Annotated in this window: 14 protein-coding genes; 8 read left to right on the forward strand and 6 right to left on the reverse strand. The window is 72.3% G+C overall.

Annotated elements, in window-relative coordinates; genetic code table 11:
- Positions 1–3: 3 nt before the first annotated feature.
- The 4 genes from LCH29_RS39910 to LCH29_RS39925 are packed head-to-tail and all read right to left on the reverse strand — an operon-like array spanning position 4 to position 4,020.
- On the reverse strand, positions 4–597 hold the full coding sequence (locus LCH29_RS39910; RefSeq protein ID WP_446466585.1) for a GTP-binding protein: 594 nt from the start codon (positions 595–597) through the stop codon (positions 4–6).
- Complete coding sequence (locus LCH29_RS39915; protein ID WP_123107647.1) at positions 578–973, reverse strand: DUF742 domain-containing protein; 396 nt, start codon at positions 971–973, stop codon at positions 578–580. The genes LCH29_RS39910 and LCH29_RS39915 overlap by 20 nt, the downstream gene beginning before the upstream one ends.
- A 15-nt stretch (positions 974–988) precedes the next feature.
- A complete protein-coding gene (locus LCH29_RS39920) occupies positions 989–1,414 on the reverse strand; it encodes a roadblock/LC7 domain-containing protein (protein ID WP_123107646.1) in 426 nt (141 codons plus the stop codon).
- Positions 1,411–4,020 carry a nitrate- and nitrite sensing domain-containing protein gene (locus LCH29_RS39925; RefSeq protein ID WP_446466586.1) on the reverse strand — a complete coding sequence of 870 codons (2,610 nt, stop codon included), beginning with the start codon at positions 4,018–4,020 and terminating at the stop codon, positions 1,411–1,413. Before LCH29_RS39925 ends, LCH29_RS39920 begins: the two co-directional genes overlap by 4 nt.
- Before the next feature lie 365 nt (positions 4,021–4,385).
- Here LCH29_RS39925 and LCH29_RS39930 point away from each other — a divergent pair, with 365 nt between their 5' ends.
- A complete protein-coding gene (locus LCH29_RS39930) occupies positions 4,386–4,802 on the forward strand; it encodes a hypothetical protein (protein WP_446466587.1) in 417 nt (138 codons plus the stop codon).
- Here the strand turns inward: LCH29_RS39930 and LCH29_RS39935 are convergent.
- Together LCH29_RS39935 and LCH29_RS39940 are read right to left on the reverse strand one after the other, a co-directional pair.
- Positions 4,750–5,946 carry an NAD(P)/FAD-dependent oxidoreductase gene (locus LCH29_RS39935; protein WP_446466588.1) on the reverse strand — a complete coding sequence of 399 codons (1,197 nt, stop codon included), beginning with the start codon at positions 5,944–5,946 and terminating at the stop codon, positions 4,750–4,752. The two genes, LCH29_RS39930 and LCH29_RS39935, sit on opposite strands and share 53 nt — an antisense overlap.
- Entirely contained in the window at positions 5,946–6,284 is a 339-nt protein-coding gene (locus LCH29_RS39940; protein WP_446466589.1) for a bifunctional 3-phenylpropionate/cinnamic acid dioxygenase ferredoxin subunit, read from the reverse strand. Before LCH29_RS39940 ends, LCH29_RS39935 begins: the two co-directional genes overlap by 1 nt.
- Positions 6,285–6,433: 149 nt before the next feature.
- Here LCH29_RS39940 and LCH29_RS39945 point away from each other — a divergent pair, with 149 nt between their 5' ends.
- The 7 genes from LCH29_RS39945 to LCH29_RS39975 all read left to right on the forward strand — a co-directional run.
- Entirely contained in the window at positions 6,434–7,231 is a 798-nt protein-coding gene (locus LCH29_RS39945) for an IclR family transcriptional regulator (RefSeq protein ID WP_446466590.1), read from the forward strand.
- A 317-nt stretch (positions 7,232–7,548) separates the two neighbouring features.
- Entirely contained in the window at positions 7,549–8,634 is a 1,086-nt protein-coding gene (locus LCH29_RS39950; protein ID WP_446466591.1) for an S-(hydroxymethyl)mycothiol dehydrogenase, read from the forward strand.
- 118 nt (positions 8,635–8,752) lie between these two features.
- Positions 8,753–11,209, forward strand: a complete 2,457-nt coding sequence (locus LCH29_RS39955) for a GcvT family protein (RefSeq protein ID WP_446466592.1) — start codon at positions 8,753–8,755, stop codon at positions 11,207–11,209.
- A gap of 95 nt (positions 11,210–11,304) precedes the next feature.
- On the forward strand, positions 11,305–12,462 hold the full coding sequence (locus LCH29_RS39960; protein WP_446466593.1) for an aromatic ring-hydroxylating oxygenase subunit alpha: 1,158 nt from the start codon (positions 11,305–11,307) through the stop codon (positions 12,460–12,462).
- A complete protein-coding gene (locus tag LCH29_RS39965) occupies positions 12,459–13,928 on the forward strand; it encodes an aldehyde dehydrogenase family protein (RefSeq protein ID WP_446466594.1) in 1,470 nt (489 codons plus the stop codon). Before LCH29_RS39960 ends, LCH29_RS39965 begins: the two co-directional genes overlap by 4 nt.
- A gap of 54 nt (positions 13,929–13,982) precedes the next feature.
- Positions 13,983–15,104, forward strand: a complete 1,122-nt coding sequence (locus LCH29_RS39970) for an APC family permease (protein WP_446466595.1) — start codon at positions 13,983–13,985, stop codon at positions 15,102–15,104.
- A gap of 180 nt (positions 15,105–15,284) precedes the next feature.
- The coding region (locus LCH29_RS39975) for an Ig-like domain repeat protein (RefSeq protein ID WP_446466596.1) at positions 15,285–17,244 on the forward strand (1,960 nt) is incomplete at its 3' end.

The raw sequence follows: 17,244 nt of genomic DNA on the forward strand, positions 1-17,244 counted from the left end.
CGGTCAGCGGGTGGCCGCGGTGGCGAGCATGGCGTGCTCGACGACGGATATCAGCACATGCTTGACGGACTCGCGCTCGCGCGCGTCGCACATCACCACCGGGGTGCCGGGGTCGAGGTCCAGCGCCTCGCGCACCGAATCCTCCGGGTAGCTGTCGGCGCCCTCGAAGCAGTTGACGGCCACCGTGAAGGCGATGCCGCGCCGCTCGAAGTAGTCGACGGCGGCGAAGCAGTCCTCCAGCCGGCGGGTGTCGGCCAGCACCACCGCGCCCAGGGCGCCGGTCGCCAGCTCGTCCCACAGGAACCAGAAGCGGTCCTGCCCCGGGGTGCCGAAGAGGTACAGCACCAGGTCCTCGCGGAGCGTGATGCGCCCGAAGTCCATCGCGACGGTGGTGGTCTTCTTGCCCTCCACCCCCGCGATGTCGTCGACCGGCCGGCCCGCCTCGGTGAGCAGTTCCTCGGTGCGCAGCGGTTTGATCTCGCTGACCGCGCCCACCAGTGTCGTCTTCCCCGCACCGAACCCGCCCGCCACCAGAATCTTGAGCGTCACGGGTTCGATGATGTGGGAGCGGCCCGGGTCAGAGTGCCCGTAGACCATTGATCACCTCGCGCAGAATCCTCTCGTCCGGCAGTTCCGCCGGAGGTACGGGCCGGGACACTCGGACGAGTGCCGCGTGAAGCAGGTCGCCGATGAGCACGCGGACCACGCCGACCGGAAGGTCCAGCTCGGCCGCCAGCTCGGCGACGGACTGTGGGGTGTCGCGGCTGAGTTCGACGATGTCGATGTGCTCCGGTGACAACGTCTGGTCGGCGACGGTCCCGGGGTTCACTCTGTCCGCGACGACGACGGCGATCAGGTCGAGCTTGTCCTCGGCGGCGCTGCGGGTACGGCCCCGCGTCATCGCATAGGGCCGGACCACCGGTCCGGCGGCGTCGTCGAACCAGCGGTCGTCGGTCGCACCGTCTCCGGTCATCTCCCCCCGCCTCCGTCACCCACCGGATCGCGGAGCGGAGCCCAAATGCACGCCCACCCGCTTGACCAGCAGCGTCATCTCATAGGCTACCTGTCCGACGTCCGAGTCGGCATCGGCCAGCACGGCGAGGCAGCTGCCGTCACCGGCGGAGGTGACGAACAGGAAGGCGTCGTCGAGTTCGACGACGGTCTGCCGGACACGGCCGACGTCGAAGTGGCGGCCGACCCCCTTGGCGAGGCTGTGGAATCCCGAGGCCACGGCGGCCAGGTGCTCGCCGTCCTCCCGGGACAGATCGCGCGAACCGCCGGTGGGCAGTCCGTCGCCGGAGAGCACCAGCGCCTTGCGGATGCTGCCGACGCGGCCGACGAGTTCGTCGAGCAGCCAGTTCAACTCGCCCGACGGTGCCGATCCGTTGCGTGCTGCGGCGTTCGATGCGGTCATCGCCCGTCCCCCTCATCTCTCGTTCCTGGTGCCGTGTCCGAACCGCCGGAACCGGTGGCCGTCTGCCGCCGACCGCGCTGCCATCCCCGTTGCAGCGAGGCCATGGTGGCCCTCGCCTGTTCGGCGTCGCGTTCGGGATCGGTGTCGGGAGCGTATCGGTCACTCTCCGCCGGTGGTTCGGGGTCGTTCTTCAACTGCGGGGCGAGGCTCGCCTGGCGTACCCGCTTGGGGAGCCCGGAGGCGTCCCGGCGGGGCGGCGCCGGGCGCTCCGGGGCCGACGCCTGGTCATGGCGCCGGTCCTCGCCCTCGTTCCCGGCCCCCGGGTCCTGCTCCGGGTGCCGGGTCCGGTCCCGTTCCTGGGTCTGCTGCTGGGTCTGGTTCGCGGCCTCGTCCGGGGTCTGCCCGCGCCGCTCGGCCCAGGGGGGCCGAGTGTGCCGCCCGGTCGCGCCGTCGTCGACCGGGTGGCCGTGGTCGGAGACCAGCACCGGTGGCACGCGGCGGGGCAGGGGCGCGGGGCCGCCTTCGCGGGCGCCGGACCCGCTGTCGGGCGCCTGCTGGTGCTGTTCGGCGGCCGGGGCGCTCACCACGGACGGGGACGGGCCGCGGGGCCTGCGCTGCTTGGGCAGGGCGGCGCCGCGCTGCCGCGTCCGTTGACGGCCGGTGTCGGCGTCCGCGCCGGGGTCGTCCCCGCCCGGGCCGTCCGGGCCGGACTCGGTGAGCAGGGCGGCCGGGATCAGCACGACGGCGGTGGTGCCGCCGTACGCGGAGGGCTGGAGCGAGACCCGTACGCCCTGCCGCTGGGCGAGCCGGCTGACCACGAACAGGCCGAGCCGGTCGGTGTCGGACAGCTCGAACTCGGGGGTCTCGGCGAGCCGGAGGTTGGCCTCCGTCAGGGCGTCGGGCGTCATGCCGAGCCCCCGGTCGTGGATCTCCAGCGTGAAGCCCTTGGCGACCCGCTCCCCGTGCACCTGGACGGCGGTGTGCGGCGGGGAGAAGACGGTGGCGTTCTCCAGGAGTTCGGCGATGAGGTGGGTGAGGTCGCCGACGGCGGGGCCGTTCACCGCTATCCGGGGCAGCCTGCGGATCTCGATCCGCTCGTAGTCCTCGACCTCGGCGACGGCGGCGCGCACGACGTCCATCAGCTGGATGGGTTTGCGCCACTGCCGGGAGGGGGCCGCGCCGGAGAGGATGACCAGGCCCTCGGCGTGCCGCCGCATGCGGGTGGTCATGTGGTCCAGCCGGAACAGGTCGGCGAGTTCGTCGGTGTCCTCGGTGCGCCGCTCCATCGCGTCGAGCAGGGTCAGCTGGCGGTGCAGCAGCACCTGGCTGCGGCGGGCGAGGTTGACGAAGACGTCGGAGACGCCCTGGCGCAGTTCGGCCTGTTTGACGGCGGCCTCGACGGCGGCCCGCTGGAGGGTGTTGAGGGCGTGGCCCACCTGGCCCATCTCGTCGGGGCCGTGCTGGAGGCGGGGCACCTCCCGCTCGACGTCGACCCGCTCGCCCGCGCCGAGGCGGCGCATCACGCTCGGCAGCCGGACGCTGGACGCCTCCTGGGCGTCGTTGCGCAGCCGGGACAGGTCGCGGACCAGGCCGCGGCCGATGCGGACGGAGACGAAGACCGAGAGGACGAAGGCGAGGAGGCCGAGGACGGCGGCGGCGCCCGCCTTGAGCAGGACGCTGTTGGCCACCGGGTCGATGCGCTTCTGGAGGCGGTCGGTGGCCTCGTCGCCCAGCCGGTCGTAGTCGTTGAGGACGGGCCCGGCCGCGTTCTCCCAGTGCTCCCGGTCCAGGGCGCCGATCGCCTGGCTCGGCTCCATGGTGGCCAGGATCTTGCCCTCGGCGATGCGCAGGGCCGCGGGGGCGGCGTTGGTGCGCCGGTAGTCGGCGAAGACCTTCTGCTCCGAGGCGGGCAGGATCGGCAGGTTGGTGTTGTAGAGCAGGGTGCGCTCGGCGATGAGGTCGGACATCGACTTGAGGTCGGCGAGCGTCAGCTTCCGTGCCGTCAGCGCGGAGACGTACAGGGCGTCCTCACGGGACAGGGCCTCCCGGGCGCGGATCATGGCGACCAGCGCGCGGCCCTGTTTGTCCAGATCGGTATCGGGTACGGCGTGCAGCGAACTGCGGAAGGCGTAACAGAGGTCGACGAGTTTGTTGTAATACTCGTAGGCGGCGGTCCGCGAGGTACCGTTGTCCTCGACCTTCCGGCGCAGACTGTCGAGGCCTTCGGATGCCTTGAGGACGTCGTCGAGCAGGCCCTCGGATTCACTGTTCATCCGGTCGTGCACGGTGCTGTCCGACTCGGCGTCACGCAGCCGTGCGATGGCCTCGTCGGTCTTGCGCTGCTGGGTGTGGAGCAGGGGCAGCGCGTCGGACTGGCGTGGGTCCGCGAGCAGGATCAGGGTCTGCCGACGCTCCTGCTGGACGGCGTTCACGGCATCCTCGGCGGGCTGACCGGCCTTGTCGATGATGGCGGAGGCGTCGAGCAGTTGCAGCGCCTCCCGGCCGGTGATCACTGTCGCGAAGGCCCAGATCGCCGTCAGCGAGACAAGCGGCACGAGCAACAGCGCCACGATCTTCCTGCGGATGGACTTCCCGCGAAAGCGCATGGCCTCCCCAACGTCGTCCCCGTGGACCGGGGCGGTGACTGATGTTCTCCGACAACGAGCGGCGCGAGCCTACTACTGAGGCCTGGTCATCCCGAAGGCTTGTCCGACCGGTTACGGGAACTCCCCCCATTCGATGATCACCAGTTGTCCGATGATTATCGGACTTAACCCCCGTGGCGTGGCACACCGACGACCGGTCACGGTGCGCGCAGGGCCGGACACCGTTGGCCGAATTTCCTCTCCCCACGGGAACCACCGATCGCTGCCATTCGTGATCCAACAAGGCACACTAGGGGGGCATACGACCCAAGTCCCGCCATGTTGACCGACCGGACCGGGGCAGCGCCGAAAGGGGTGGGAACGTCATGGACACCATGGACAAGGATCGCGACATCCCGGCACCACAGGCCCGGCAGCTATGGACCGAGGAGCCCGCCCGCAGGCGGCGGCTGCCCGAACCGGTGCGCACGTCGGCGGTCCGGGCGGTCATCATCGTGGCGGTGACGCTGGTGCTGGCGATGGTGGCGGTGCTGTGCACGTTCGCCGGTTCGTGGTTCGCCTTCCCCGCCGTGCTCACCGCGGTGGCGAGCACGGTGGTGGCGACCTGGGGAGTGCTGGACGTATGGGTGACCCGGCAGGTGTGGAACCAGCGGTACGGGGTGGTCTCCCGGCCCAGCAGCACGGCGCGGGAGATGCGCCGGCAGCGCCGGCGGGCCCGTAAGGAGGCGGTCAGCGCACGGCGAGCCGGGGACCGCGGGCGAGCTCGCGGCGCAGCCGTGTGAAGGGTTTGGGCCGGTTGACGGCGAGGACGGCGGTGGGGATCGCGTCGCGTTCGTAGACGGCGAGGAAGCCACCCGCGACACCGTCGGGGTCGCCCTCTTCGATCCGGACGGTGTCGCCCGGCTCGCGCCGCCCGGCGAACTGGATGCGCGCCCCGTACTGGTCGGACCAGAAGTAGGGCAGCGCCGCGAAGGGCTCGACGGTGGTCCCGGCGAGCAGGTTGCGGGCGGCGACCGCGCCCTGTTCCGCGGCGCTGGTCCAGTGCTCGGCCCGTACGGTGCCGCCCGTACCGGGCCGGGCGAGGCGGGCCACGTCGCCGACGGCGACGACGCCCGGCAGCGCGGTGACGCAACCCTCGTCGCACAGCACCCCGTCGTCCAGGGCCAGCCCGGAGCCTTCCAGCCAGCCGGTGACCGGGCGCACCCCGACGCCGACGACCACCACGTCGGCGGGCAGCACCCGGCCGTCGGCGAGCTCGACGCCGGTGACGCGATCGGTGCCGCACAGGGTGGCGACGCCCGTGCCGCACAGCAGAGGCACGCCGTGCGCGGCGTGCAGAGAGGCGCACGCCTGGGCCATGCGCTCCCCCAGTTGCGGGACGAGCGGCAGCGGCGCGGCCTCCACCACGGTGACGTCCAGCCCGAGGGCGGCGCAGGAGGAGGCGACCTCGGCGCCGATGAATCCGGCGCCGATGACGACCACCCGGGCCGCCCCCGCGCGCAGCTCGGCGCGGAGGCGGCGGGCATCGTCGAGGGTGCGCAGGGTGTGCACGCCGGGCAGGGCGGTGGCGCGCAGCGTCCGGGGCGCGGCCCCGGTGGCGATGACGACACCGTCGGTGCGCAGGGTGCGGCCGTCGGCCAGCCCGACCGTGCCGGACGCGGGGTCGAGCCGGTCGGCCCGGACGCCGAGCAGCCACTCGGCGTCCAGTTCGGCCTCGTCCTCGGGGTCGGTGAGGGCGAGCGGGCCGAGGCCGCTGTCGGGCTCGCCCTCGGCCGTCAGGAAGTCCTTGGACAGCGGAGGGCGGTCGTACGGGCGGTGGCGCTCCTCGCCGACGATCACCAGCCGCCCGTCGTAGCCCTGGTCGCGCAGGCCCCGCGCCGCGTGCAGTCCCGCGAGCGAGGCCCCGACGACGGTGACCGTGCGCATCACGCGACGGCTTCTTCCTGGACCGCGGGCACCAGGGGGTGGACATAGAGCATTCCGTCCACCACCGTGACCGCATGCGTCCGTACCGGCTTACGGGCGGGCAGACAGGTGGGCATGCCGGAGCGCAGGTCGAACAGGGCGGCGTGCAGCGGGCATTCGACGTAGCAGCCTTCGAGCCAGCCTTCGGAGAGGGAGGCGTCCTGGTGGCTGCAGGTGTCGTCGACGGCGTAGAACGCGCCCTCGGTGTGGAACACGGCGATGGCTGCGTGGCCGTCGCCGGCCTCGATGCGCACCGACTCGCCTTCCGGCAGATCTTGGATACGGCAGACGGGAATCATTGGCCCCCCTCACGTTGATCGGTACCATGCGTTGTTAATGGCGCATCGAAATGCGCGATGCGCAACAGAATCCAGATGAGGAGGGCAGCCGTCAAGAGTTGCCCGTCGAGAGGCCCCACTCGGAGCCGCCGGATGGTGAGATCAGACCCATGACGAACACGACCGAGGACCGGGCCGAGGACAAGCGGGGGGCCGCCGGGTCAGTGCAGTCGGTGGACAGAGCGGTCAGCGTTCTGGAGATCCTCGCCAAGCTCGGCGAGGCCGGAGTGACCGAGATCGCCGATGAGCTGGGCGTGCACAAGTCCACCGCGTTCCGGCTGCTGGGCGTGCTGGAGAACCGCGGCCTGGTCGACCAGGAACGCGACCGCGGGAAGTACTACCTGGGCGCCGGGGTGCTGAGACTGGCGGGCGCGGCCGCCATCAGGCTCGACATCTCGCAGGAGGGCGCCCCGGTGTGCCGGGCGCTGGCCGACGAGACCGGCGAGACGGCCAACATCGCGGTGCTGGACGGCGACGCGGCGGTCAACATCATGCAGGCCCGCGGGGCCGCCGCGGTGACGGCCTACAACTGGCTGGGGCGGCGCACCGCCCTGCACGCGACCGCCAGCGGCAAGATGCTGCTGGCCCACCTGAGCGGCGAGCGGCGGGAGCGGTTGGTGACGCGGAAGCTGCCACGGTTCACCGAGCACACCATCACCACGTCGGCGGAGCTGCGGCAGCAGCTGGAGACCGCCGCCGAGCGCGGTTTCGCCTACTCGTGCGAGGAACTCGAGATCGGGCTGAACGCGGTCGCCGCCCCGGTGCGCGGCCACGACGGCGCGGTGATCGGGGCGATCGGCGTCTCGGGTCCGGTGTACCGGATGGCCCAGAGCCAGCTGCTGGATCTCGCCGAGCACGCCATGAAGACCGCCGCGGAGCTGTCCCGCCGCATGGGCTTCCCCGGCTGACCGAATTCCGTCCATCAACCACCCGACAACCACCCGAAGGGGCCGGATCCGATCCGGCCCCTTCGTCGTGCGCTGGGCGGGAAACCCGGGGTCAGCACCGGTTTACGGACGGTTTACGCGAACCTCTTGACGTGCCGTGGACACGGCTTTCAGGATGTCCCTCATCGCGCAACACGCCGCGCATTACGCAACTGGGGGGTAACCAGCGGCCGTTTCCAGCGGCTTGGCTTCCCCGCTTCTTCCGAACACCTCATGCCAGCTCGTGCCAGCTCCCACGCACCGGTCCCTGCCAGCGCAGGAGAACAGAGGAGTGAGCCATGCCGCAAGAAGTCCGCGCCGCCGTCGCGCTGAAAAGGGGCGCACCCGTGGAGGTGCTGCCGGTCCTCGTGCCCGATCCCGGACCCGGCGAGGTGCTGGTGGGAGTGCAGGCGTGCGGGGTGTGCCACACCGATCTGCACTACCGGGACGGCGCGATCGGCGAGGAATTCCCGTATCTGCTGGGTCATGAGGCGGCCGGAATCGTCGAGTCGGTGGGCCCGGGGGTCACCGGGCTGGCCCCCGGCGACTATGTGGTGCTGGCCTGGCGCGCGCCCTGCGGCGGCTGCCGCTCCTGCCGCCGCGGCCGCCCCTGGTACTGCTTCGAGAGCCGCAATGCCGCCCAGCCCATGACTCTCGCCGACGGCACCGGGTTGAGCCCGGCGCTGGGCATCGGCGCGTTCGCCGAGAAGACGCTGGTCGCGGCGGGCCAGGCGGTGAAGATCGACCCGTCGGCCCGGCCCGAGGCGGCGGGGCTGATCGGCTGCGGGGTGATGGCCGGTTACGGCGCGGCGGTGCACACCGGCGGGGTGTCCAACGGCGACACCGTCGTGGTCATCGGCTGCGGCGGGGTCGGCAACGCGGCGATCGCCGCCTCCGCGCTGGCCGGGGCGCGCCGGGTGATCGCCGTGGACATCGACGACGCCAAGCTGGACCTGGCCACCCGCTTCGGCGCCACCGACACCGTCAACTCCCGGGGTACGGACCCGGTCGAGGCGGTCCGCGAGCTGACCGGGGGCGTGGGCGCCGACATCGTCATCGACGCGGTGGGCCGTCCCGAGACCTACCGGCAGGGCTTCTACATGCGCGATCTGGCCGGGACGCTGGTGCAGGTCGGGGTGCCGGACCCGGAGATGCGGATCGACCTGCCGCTGATCGACGTGTTCGGGCGGGGCGGCGCGCTCAAGGCGTCCTGGTACGGCGACTGTCTGCCCAGCCGGGACTTCCCGGTCCTGGTCGACCTCCATCTCCGCCGCAAGCTCGACCTGGACGCGTTCGTCAGCGAGACGATCACGCTGGACGAGGTGGAACCCGCGTTCGCCAAGATGCAGCGCGGCGAGGTGCTGCGCTCGGTGGTGGTGCTGTGAGCAGGGGGCACCTCCCAGCGGTAGCTGGGGGAGCACGCGCGGCCGCCGGGCCGCAGCTGACGACGATGCCCGCAGGTCTGCGCCGCGCGGGCGGAGAAGCGAACAAGGAGGCGCTGTGATGACCGGGACCGACAAGAGGAACCAGCGCGTCGTCATCGTCGGCGCCGGGATCGTCGGCTGCTCGCTCGCCGACGAGCTGACCGCACGCGGCTGGACCGGGGTCACGGTCCTGGAGCAGGGCCCGCTGCCCGCCCCCGGCGGCTCGACGTCGCACGCGCCCGGGCTGGTGTTCCGGACCAGCCCCTCCAAGACCCTCACCGACCTCGCCGTCTACACGGTGGAGAAGTTCTCCGCGCTGGAGGTCGACGGGCTGTCCTGCTTCAACCCGGTCGGCGGTCTGGAGATCGCCACCAGTGAGGAGCGCTGGGCCGATCTGCACCGCAAGGCGGGGCTCGCCGCGTCCTGGGGCGTCACGGGCGAACTGCTCTCCCCGGCCCGGTGCGCCGAGCTGTGGCCGCTGCTGGACCCGGAGAAGATCCTGGGCGGCTTCCACACCCCGGACGACGGGCTGGCCCGCGCGCTGCTCGCCTGCCGCGCCCAGATGGAGCGGGCCACCGCGCACGGCGCCCGCTTCCTGGAGCGGCACACCGTCACCGGCATCGAGCAGGAGGGCGGCCGGGTCACCGCGGTCGTCACCGACCGGGGCACCTTCCCCGCCGACATCGTCGTCTCGGCGGCCGGGTTCTGGGGTCCGCTGATCGGTGCGATGGCGGGGGTCAGCGTCCCCCTGCTGCCGCTCGCCCACCAGTACGCGAAGACGGCGCCGCTGCCGGAGCTGGCCGGGGTGAACGACCCGCGGACCGAGGCGAGCCGGCCGCTGCTGCGCTTCCAGGACCGCGACCTGTACTACCGCGAGCACACCGACCGCATCGGCATCGGCAGTTACGCACACCGCCCGATGCCGGTCGACCCGGCCGCCGTGCCCGCCTACGACGACGCCCCGGTGATGCCGTCCTCGCTGCCGTTCACCGAGGAGGACTTCGCGCCCAGTTGGGAGGACAGCGTCGGGCTGATCCCGGCGCTCCGCGGAAGCCGCGTCGAGGACGGGTTCAACGGGGTCTTCTCCTTCACTCCCGACGGGATGCCGGTCATCGGCGAGTCCCGCGAGGTGCGCGGCTTCTGGCTGGCCGAGGCGGTGTGGGTGACCCACTCCGCGGGCGTCGCCAAGGCCGTCGCCGAGTGGATGACCGACGGACGGCCGTCTTGGGACGTCCACGAATGCGATCCGTACCGCTTCGAGGACGCCCAGACCTCCCCCGCCTACATCGCCGAGCGGGGCGCGCAGAGCTTCGCCGAGGTGTACGACGTCATCCATCCGCTCCAGCCGATGGAGCGGCCGCGCCCGCTGCGGGTCAGCCCCTTCTACGGGCGCCAGCGGGAGCTGGGTGCGTACTTCCTGGAGGGCGGGGGCTGGGAGCGGCCGCACTGGTACGAGTCCAACGCCCCGCTCGCCGAGGGGATCGAGGTGCCCGAGCGCGACGCCTGGTCGGCCCGCTACTGGTCGCCGATCGCCGCCGCCGAGGCGCGGGCCACCCGGGAGCGCGTCGCGCTGTACGACATGACCCCGCTCAAGCGGCTGGAGGTGACAGGGCCCGGCGCGCTGGACTTCCTCCAGCGCATGACCACCAATCAGCTCGCCAAGAAGCCGGGCGCGGTCACCTACACCCTGCTGCTGGACGAGGCCGGGGGCGTACGCAGCGACCTGACCGTCGCCCGCCTCGGCGAGAGGCGCTTCCAGGTGGGCGCGAACAGCGGCATCGACCTGGACTGGCTGCTGCGCCACGCGCCGGACGACGTCCACATCGCCGACATCACGCCCGGCACCTGCTGCATCGGGGTGTGGGGCCCGCTCGCCCGGGAGCTGGTCCAGCCGCTGACCCCGGACGACTTCTCGCACCAGGCGTTCGGCTACTTCAAGGCCCGGCGGACCTACATCGGCCATGTTCCGGTGACCGCGATGCGGCTGAGCTACGTCGGTGAGCTGGGCTGGGAGCTGTACACCACCGCCGATCTCGGCCTGCGGCTGTGGGACACGCTGTGGGAGGCCGGGCAGCGGCACGGGGTGATCGCCGCCGGCCGCTCCGCCTTCAACAGCCTGCGGCTGGAGAAGGGTTACCGGGCCTGGGGCCACGACATGACCACCGAGCACGATCCGTACGAGGCGGGCGTCGGCTTCGCCGTCCGGATGAACAAGGGCGACTTCCTGGGGCGTGCGGCCCTGGAGGGCCGCGGCGAGGAGACGGCGCGGCGCAGGCTGGCCTGTCTCACGCTGGACGACCCGGCCGCGATCGTCCTGGGCAAGGAGCCGGTGTATGTGGACGGTCTGCCCGCGGGCTACGTCACCAGCGCCGCCTACGGCTACACCATCGGCCGCACCGTCGCCTACGCCTGGCTGCCCGCCGCGGCGGCCGTCCCCGGAACCTCCGTCCACATCGAGTACTTCGGCGAGAAGGTCCCCGCGACCGTCGCCGCCGAGCCCCTCTTCGATCCGGGCATGGAACGCATCCGCCGGTGATCCCTGGTCACCCCGCACCGGTTCCGGCCCGCCCCGCACCGACACTCTTCGCCCCCGTCGGCTGACCGCCGTCGCGCCCCCTTACGGAGAATCCCATGACCGTGGCTCCCGAGTCCCCCGCCGCCACGTCCCCCAGCCTGATCACCACCCTCCCCGGCCACTGGTACACCTCGCCGTCGGTCTTCCGGCGGGAGCAGGAGCACCTGTTCGAGGCGATGTGGTTCTGCGCGGTGCGCAGCGCCGACCTGGACCGGCCGGGGGCGTTCCGCACGGTGCAGGTGGGCCGTGAGAGCGTGCTGATCACCCGCAACCGCGCCGGTGAGCTGCGCGCGTTCCTCAACATCTGCCGCCACCGCGGAGCCCGGCTGTGCACCGAGGAGTCGGGCACCGTGCGGCGCTCGCTCCAGTGCCCGTACCACGCCTGGACGTACGACCTGGACGGACGGCTGACCGCCGCCCCGAACCTCCAGAGCATGCCCGATGTGGACCGCACCGAGCGCGGGCTGCTGCCGGTGCGGCTGCGCGAATGGCTGGGCTACGCCTGGGTGTGCCTGTCCGACGAGCCGCCGTCGTTCGAGGAGACCGTGGTCGGGGCGGTCGCCGAGCGGCTCGGCGACGCCGAGGCCGTGGAGCGGTACGGCGTGGCGGGGCTGTCGCTGGGCCGCCGGATCGAGTACGACATCAAGGCCAACTGGAAGCTGATCGTCGAGAACTTCATGGAGTGCTACCACTGCGCGACGATCCACCCCGAACTCACCGAGGTGCTGCCGGAGTTCGCCGACGGGCTGGCGGCGCAGTACTTCGTGGGGCACGGCGCCGAGTTCGCCGAGGAGGCCCAGGGGTTCACGGTGGACGGCAGCGCGGGCTTCGACCGCATCACCGGCATCGCGGATGAACAGGACCGCCGCTACTACGCGATCACCGTGCAGCCGCAGGTCTTCATCAACCTGGTCCCCGACCATGTGATCTTCCACCGGATGTTCCCGCTCGCCGCCGACCGCACGCTGGTCAGCTGCGACTGGCTGTACGTACCGGACGTGGTGGCGTCGGAGCGGGACCTGTCGAAGTCGGTCGAGCTGTTCCACCGGGTCAACACCCAGGACTTCGACGCCTGTGAGCGCACCCAGCCCGCCATGGACTCGCGCGCCTACCGCCGCGGCGGGGTGCTCGTGCCCAGCGAACACCACATCGGCGCCTTTCACCGGTGGGTGACCGACCATGTCCCGACCCCGGAAGCGGAGGAATGCCCGTGAGGGACCTCTTCATAGGAGGCCAGTGGACCGAGGCGATCGACGAACGCACCCGGGAGATCAGGTGCCCGGCCGACGGCACGCTGGTGGCGGTCGTCGACGAGGGCGGCGGCAAGGACGCGGCCGAGGCGGTGGCCGCCGCCCGGCAGGCGTTCGACCACGGCCCGTGGCCGCGCACCCCGGTCGCCGCCCGCGGTGATCTGCTGCTGCGGGTCGCCGGTCTGCTGGCCCGCGACAAGGCGGCGATGGCTCGCGCGGAGTCCCTGGACACGGGGAAGCGGCTGGCGGAGAGCGCGCGGGACGTCGACGACGTGATCGCGTGCTTCCGCTACTACGGACAGCTGGTGCGCACCGGGGCGGACCGGGTCGTGGACACCGGCACCGAGGACGCCGTCAGCCGCGTCGTGTACGAACCGGTCGGGGTCTGCGCGCTGATCACCCCGTGGAACTACCCCCTGCTCCAGGCCGCGTGGAAGGTGGCGCCCGCGCTCGCCGCGGGCAACACCTTCGTCCTGAAGCCCAGCGAGCTGACCCCGTCCACGGCCGTCGCGCTGGTCCGGCTGCTGGAGGAGGCGGGGCTGCCGGACGGGACGGCCAACCTGGTGCTGGGGCCGGGCGCCGAGGCGGGCGCCCCGCTCACCGACAACCCGGATGTGGACCTGGTGTCCTTCACCGGGGGCCTGCGGACCGGGCGCCGCATCATGGCCGCGGCCTCCCACACGGTCAAGCGGACCTTTCTGGAACTGGGCGGCAAGAACCCCAACATCGTGTTCGCGGACGCGGACTTCGACACGGCCGTCGACTACGCGCTCACCGCCGTCTTCCACCACTCCGGGCAGGTCTGCTCGGCGGGGGCCCGGCTGCTGGTGCAGGACCCGCTGCACGACGCGTTCGTGGAGGAGGTGGTGCGCCGCGCCCGCGGGATCCGGCTCGGCGGGCCGTTCGACGAGCGGGCCCAGACCGGTCCGCTGATCTCGGCCGCGCACCGGGCCAAGGTCGAGGCGTACGTGGCCACCGGGCTCGCGGAGGGCGCCCGGCTGCGCTGCGGCGGCTCCCGCCCGGACGATCCGGAGCTGGCGGACGGCTTCTACTACCGGCCGACGGTGCTCGACTCCTGCCACAGCGGGATGTCGGTGCTGGCGGACGAGTCCTTCGGGCCGGTGCTCACGGTGGAGCGTTTCGGCTCGGAGGAGGAGGCGATACGGCTCGCCAACGACACGGTGTACGGGCTCGCGGGGGCGGTGTGGTCCGGCGACGAGGAGCGGGCGCAGCGGGTCGCGTCCCGGCTGCGGCTGGGCACCGTATGGATCAACGACTACCTCCACCCGACGCTTCCGCAGGCGGAGTGGGGCGGGTTCAAGCAGTCCGGGACGGGGCGGGAACTGGGGCCGAGCGGGCTCGCCGAATACCGGCAGGCGAAGCACATCTGGCGCAACACCCGCCCCAGGCCGCAGGGTTGGTTCACCTGACCCGCGCGGGGCCCGTGACCCGCGCGGGCCCGCCCGACTCTGGAGTGTCCATCTGTGTCCGCTTCCCAGGATGACGCCGAACTGTACTCAACCCCTGGGCGGCGCCACGCATCCAGTGCGTGGTCCGAGCCAGGGAGGCCAGTTCCCTCACGACCTGGCCAGTGGGTACGGACAGAGGGCGACGGAGAGGCCCCAGACCTTCTCTCCGGAGGAAAGGGGGCTCCGCACGCTGGCTCCGTTCCCGGTGTCCCAGATCGCTCCGCCACGTTAACCCGATCGGCCCAAGGCACCACAAGCCCACGCCCGGACCATCACACGATCGAGCTAACTCGACCTCGAACGCACTCCCCGACCAGCAGCTACGCTCCCTCGCGCAACGCGCCGCGGGCGATCCTGCGCGCGCTCATCGCCTCGTTCGCGCTGGGCGGGCTGATCCTGCTGCTGGCGCTGATGAGCGTCGGAAGTCTGACCGGCGAGGGGCTGACCACGGACGGCCTCCAGTACGTGGTGCTCGACGTGCTCGGGCCGACGGTCGGCAAGGCGATGCTGTGGTGTGTGCTGATCGCGGTGACGGTGTGCGCGCTGGCGGTGCACACGGCGGCGGTGCGGCTGGCGTTCGCGATGTCCCGCGACAACAACCTGCCCGCCGCGTCGCTGATGGCCCCGGTGAGCCCGCGCTTCCGGACCCCGGTACTGCCCGCGGTGATCGTGGGCCTGCTCGCGCTGGGGGTGCTGGCCGTCAACATCCGTCAGCCGCAGATCTTCTCGGTGGTGACCAGCATCGGGATCATCATGATCTACGTGGCGTATCTGCTGGTCACGCTGCCGATGCTGGTGGCCAGGGTGCGGGGGCGGTGGACTCCGGCGGGTGAGGGGCGGTTCTCGCTGGGGCGGTTCGGGCTGCCGGTCAATGTGCTCGCGGTGCTGTGGGGCGCGGGCATGACCCTCAACCTGGCGTGGCCGCGCGAGGCGGTCTACAACGCGGCTCCCCCGCACCACTGGTATCTGCGCTGGGGCACGTTCCTCTTCGTGGGGACGGTCGCGCTCGGCGGCTTCGCCTACTACTGGTTCGTCCAGCGCCACCGTACGGGCGTGCTGGCCGAGCACGCGGCGACGCCCGGGACGGACACCGGCACCGACGCCGACAGCGGCTCCCCGTCGGCGGCCAAGGTCTAGGACCACCGGCCGCGGAGCGCGCAGGGAGCGGCCCCACCGACCGGGCCGCTCCCTGCGCGCTCCGCCGTTCGGGTGGTCCGCCGTGCGCGGTGTTGCCGCCGCCTCACCGGAATGGGTTACTGGGTCCGTTGATTCCGGCGGGCCGCCCATCCTTTCCGGAGGAGTGGAAGGTACGCCGCCATGCCGACTCCGTATCGCCCGGACGGGCTCATCATCCTCACCGACCGCCGCGGGAAGCGCGTCGCCGTCGTCGACCCGGTGTCCCGTACGGTCGTCCGCACGTCCGGGGCGTCCGCCCCGGGCGTGGTGCGGGGCCTCCCCGGCCGTCTGGCGATCCCCACCGGTGTGGTCACGGCCGCGTCCTTCGGCGCGTTCGACCTCCTCAACCGGTTCTCCGGTGTCTTCCCCGACCATGGTCCGTACACCGGTGGCACGGTCGTGACCCTCATCGGTCACCACTTCACCGGCGCCACGGATGTGCGCTTCGGTCTCCGCTCCGCCGCGAGCTTCGCCGTCCTCGACGACGCGACCATCATGGCCGTGACTCCCGCCGGGACCGGTGCGGTGCCGGTCACCGTCACCACCCCCGGCGGCACCGCCCGCATCGGCTACTTCTTCTACATCCGCTGGCCCAGCCTGCGCGGCATCGTTCCCGCCGCCGGTCCGATCGGCGGCGGGAACATCGTCGAACTCAGCGGCGCCAACCTGTCCACCGCGCTGCTGGTGAACTTCGGCGCCGCCACCGCACACCCCACCGCCGTGTCCGACCAACAGCTCCTCGTGGCCGCTCCCCCGGCCGCGGGGCCCGGCACCGTCCCGGTCTACGTCACCACGACCGGCGGGGTCAGCAACCGGCTGCTCTACACCTATGTGGCCGTTCCGGCCGTCACCGGCGTCTCCCCGCGGACGGGGCCGGTCGCGGGCGGCACCACCGTCCTCGTGACCGGCACGGCGCTCTCCCGCACCACCGCCGTCACGGTCGGCGGCGTCCCCGCGGCGTCCTTCCGCGCGTTCTCCGACACCCTGCTCGTCGTGGTGACACCGCCCGGTGCGGCCGGGCCCGCCGACCTCGTCATCACCACCCCCGGGGGCACCGTGACGGTGCCCGGGGCCTTCGATTACCAGGCGCCCTCGGCGACGGCCGTCACCTCCGCGCCCGATCCCTCCGTGGTCGGCCAGCCGGTGACCTTCACCGCCACCGTGACGGGGGTCCCGCCCGAGACCGGCACCCCGACCGGCGCCGTCACCTTCGACTTCGGCGACGGAACACCCGCCGTGACGGCTCCCCTCACCGGCGGCACGGCCACGGTCGAGCACGCCTACGCCGCCCCGTCGGCCACCCCCTACACCGTCACCGCGACCTACAGCGGCGACACCCTCTTCGAGCCCTCCAGCGGGACGGACACCCAGACCGTCGGCGCGGCGGCGACCACCACCACGGTGACCTCCGCGCCCGACCCGTCCCAGCCCGGGCAGCCGGTCACGGTCGTCGCCCATGTCGCGCCGGTGGCACCGGGCGCCGGCGCGCCGACCGGCACGGTGACGTTCGACTTCGGCGACGGCACCCCGCAGACCGTCCTCCCGCTGTCGGCCGGCGCCGCGACCGTGGACCACGCGTACCCGGACGTCGGCGGAAGCCCGTACACGATCACCGCGACCTACAGCGGCGACACCCTCTTCGAGCCCTCCAGCGGGACGGACACCCAGACCGTCGAACAGGCCGCGACGACCACCGGGGTGGATCTCGCGCCGAACCCCTCGGTCACCGGACAGCAGGTGACCGCCACGGCGACGGTCACGGCCGTGCCGCCCGGTGCGGGCACCCCCACCGGAACCGTCACCTTCGACTTCGGCGACGGCAGCCCGGCCACCACGGTCCCCCTCACCGGCGGCACCGCCGGGGCCACCCATACGTACACCGGGACCGCAGGCAGCCCCTACCCGGTCACCGTCACCTACAACGGCGACACCAACTTCACGCCCTCCACCGCGACGGGTGGCCAGGCCGTCGGGCAGGCCCTGACGACGACCGCCGTGGTCTCCGCGCCCGACCCCTCCACGGTCGGTCAGGAGGTCACCTTCACCGCCACCGTCACCGCCGTGGCACCCGGTGCGGGCACCCCCACCGGAACCGTCACCT

It is taken from the genome of Streptomyces sp. BRA346 (assembly GCF_052851135.1).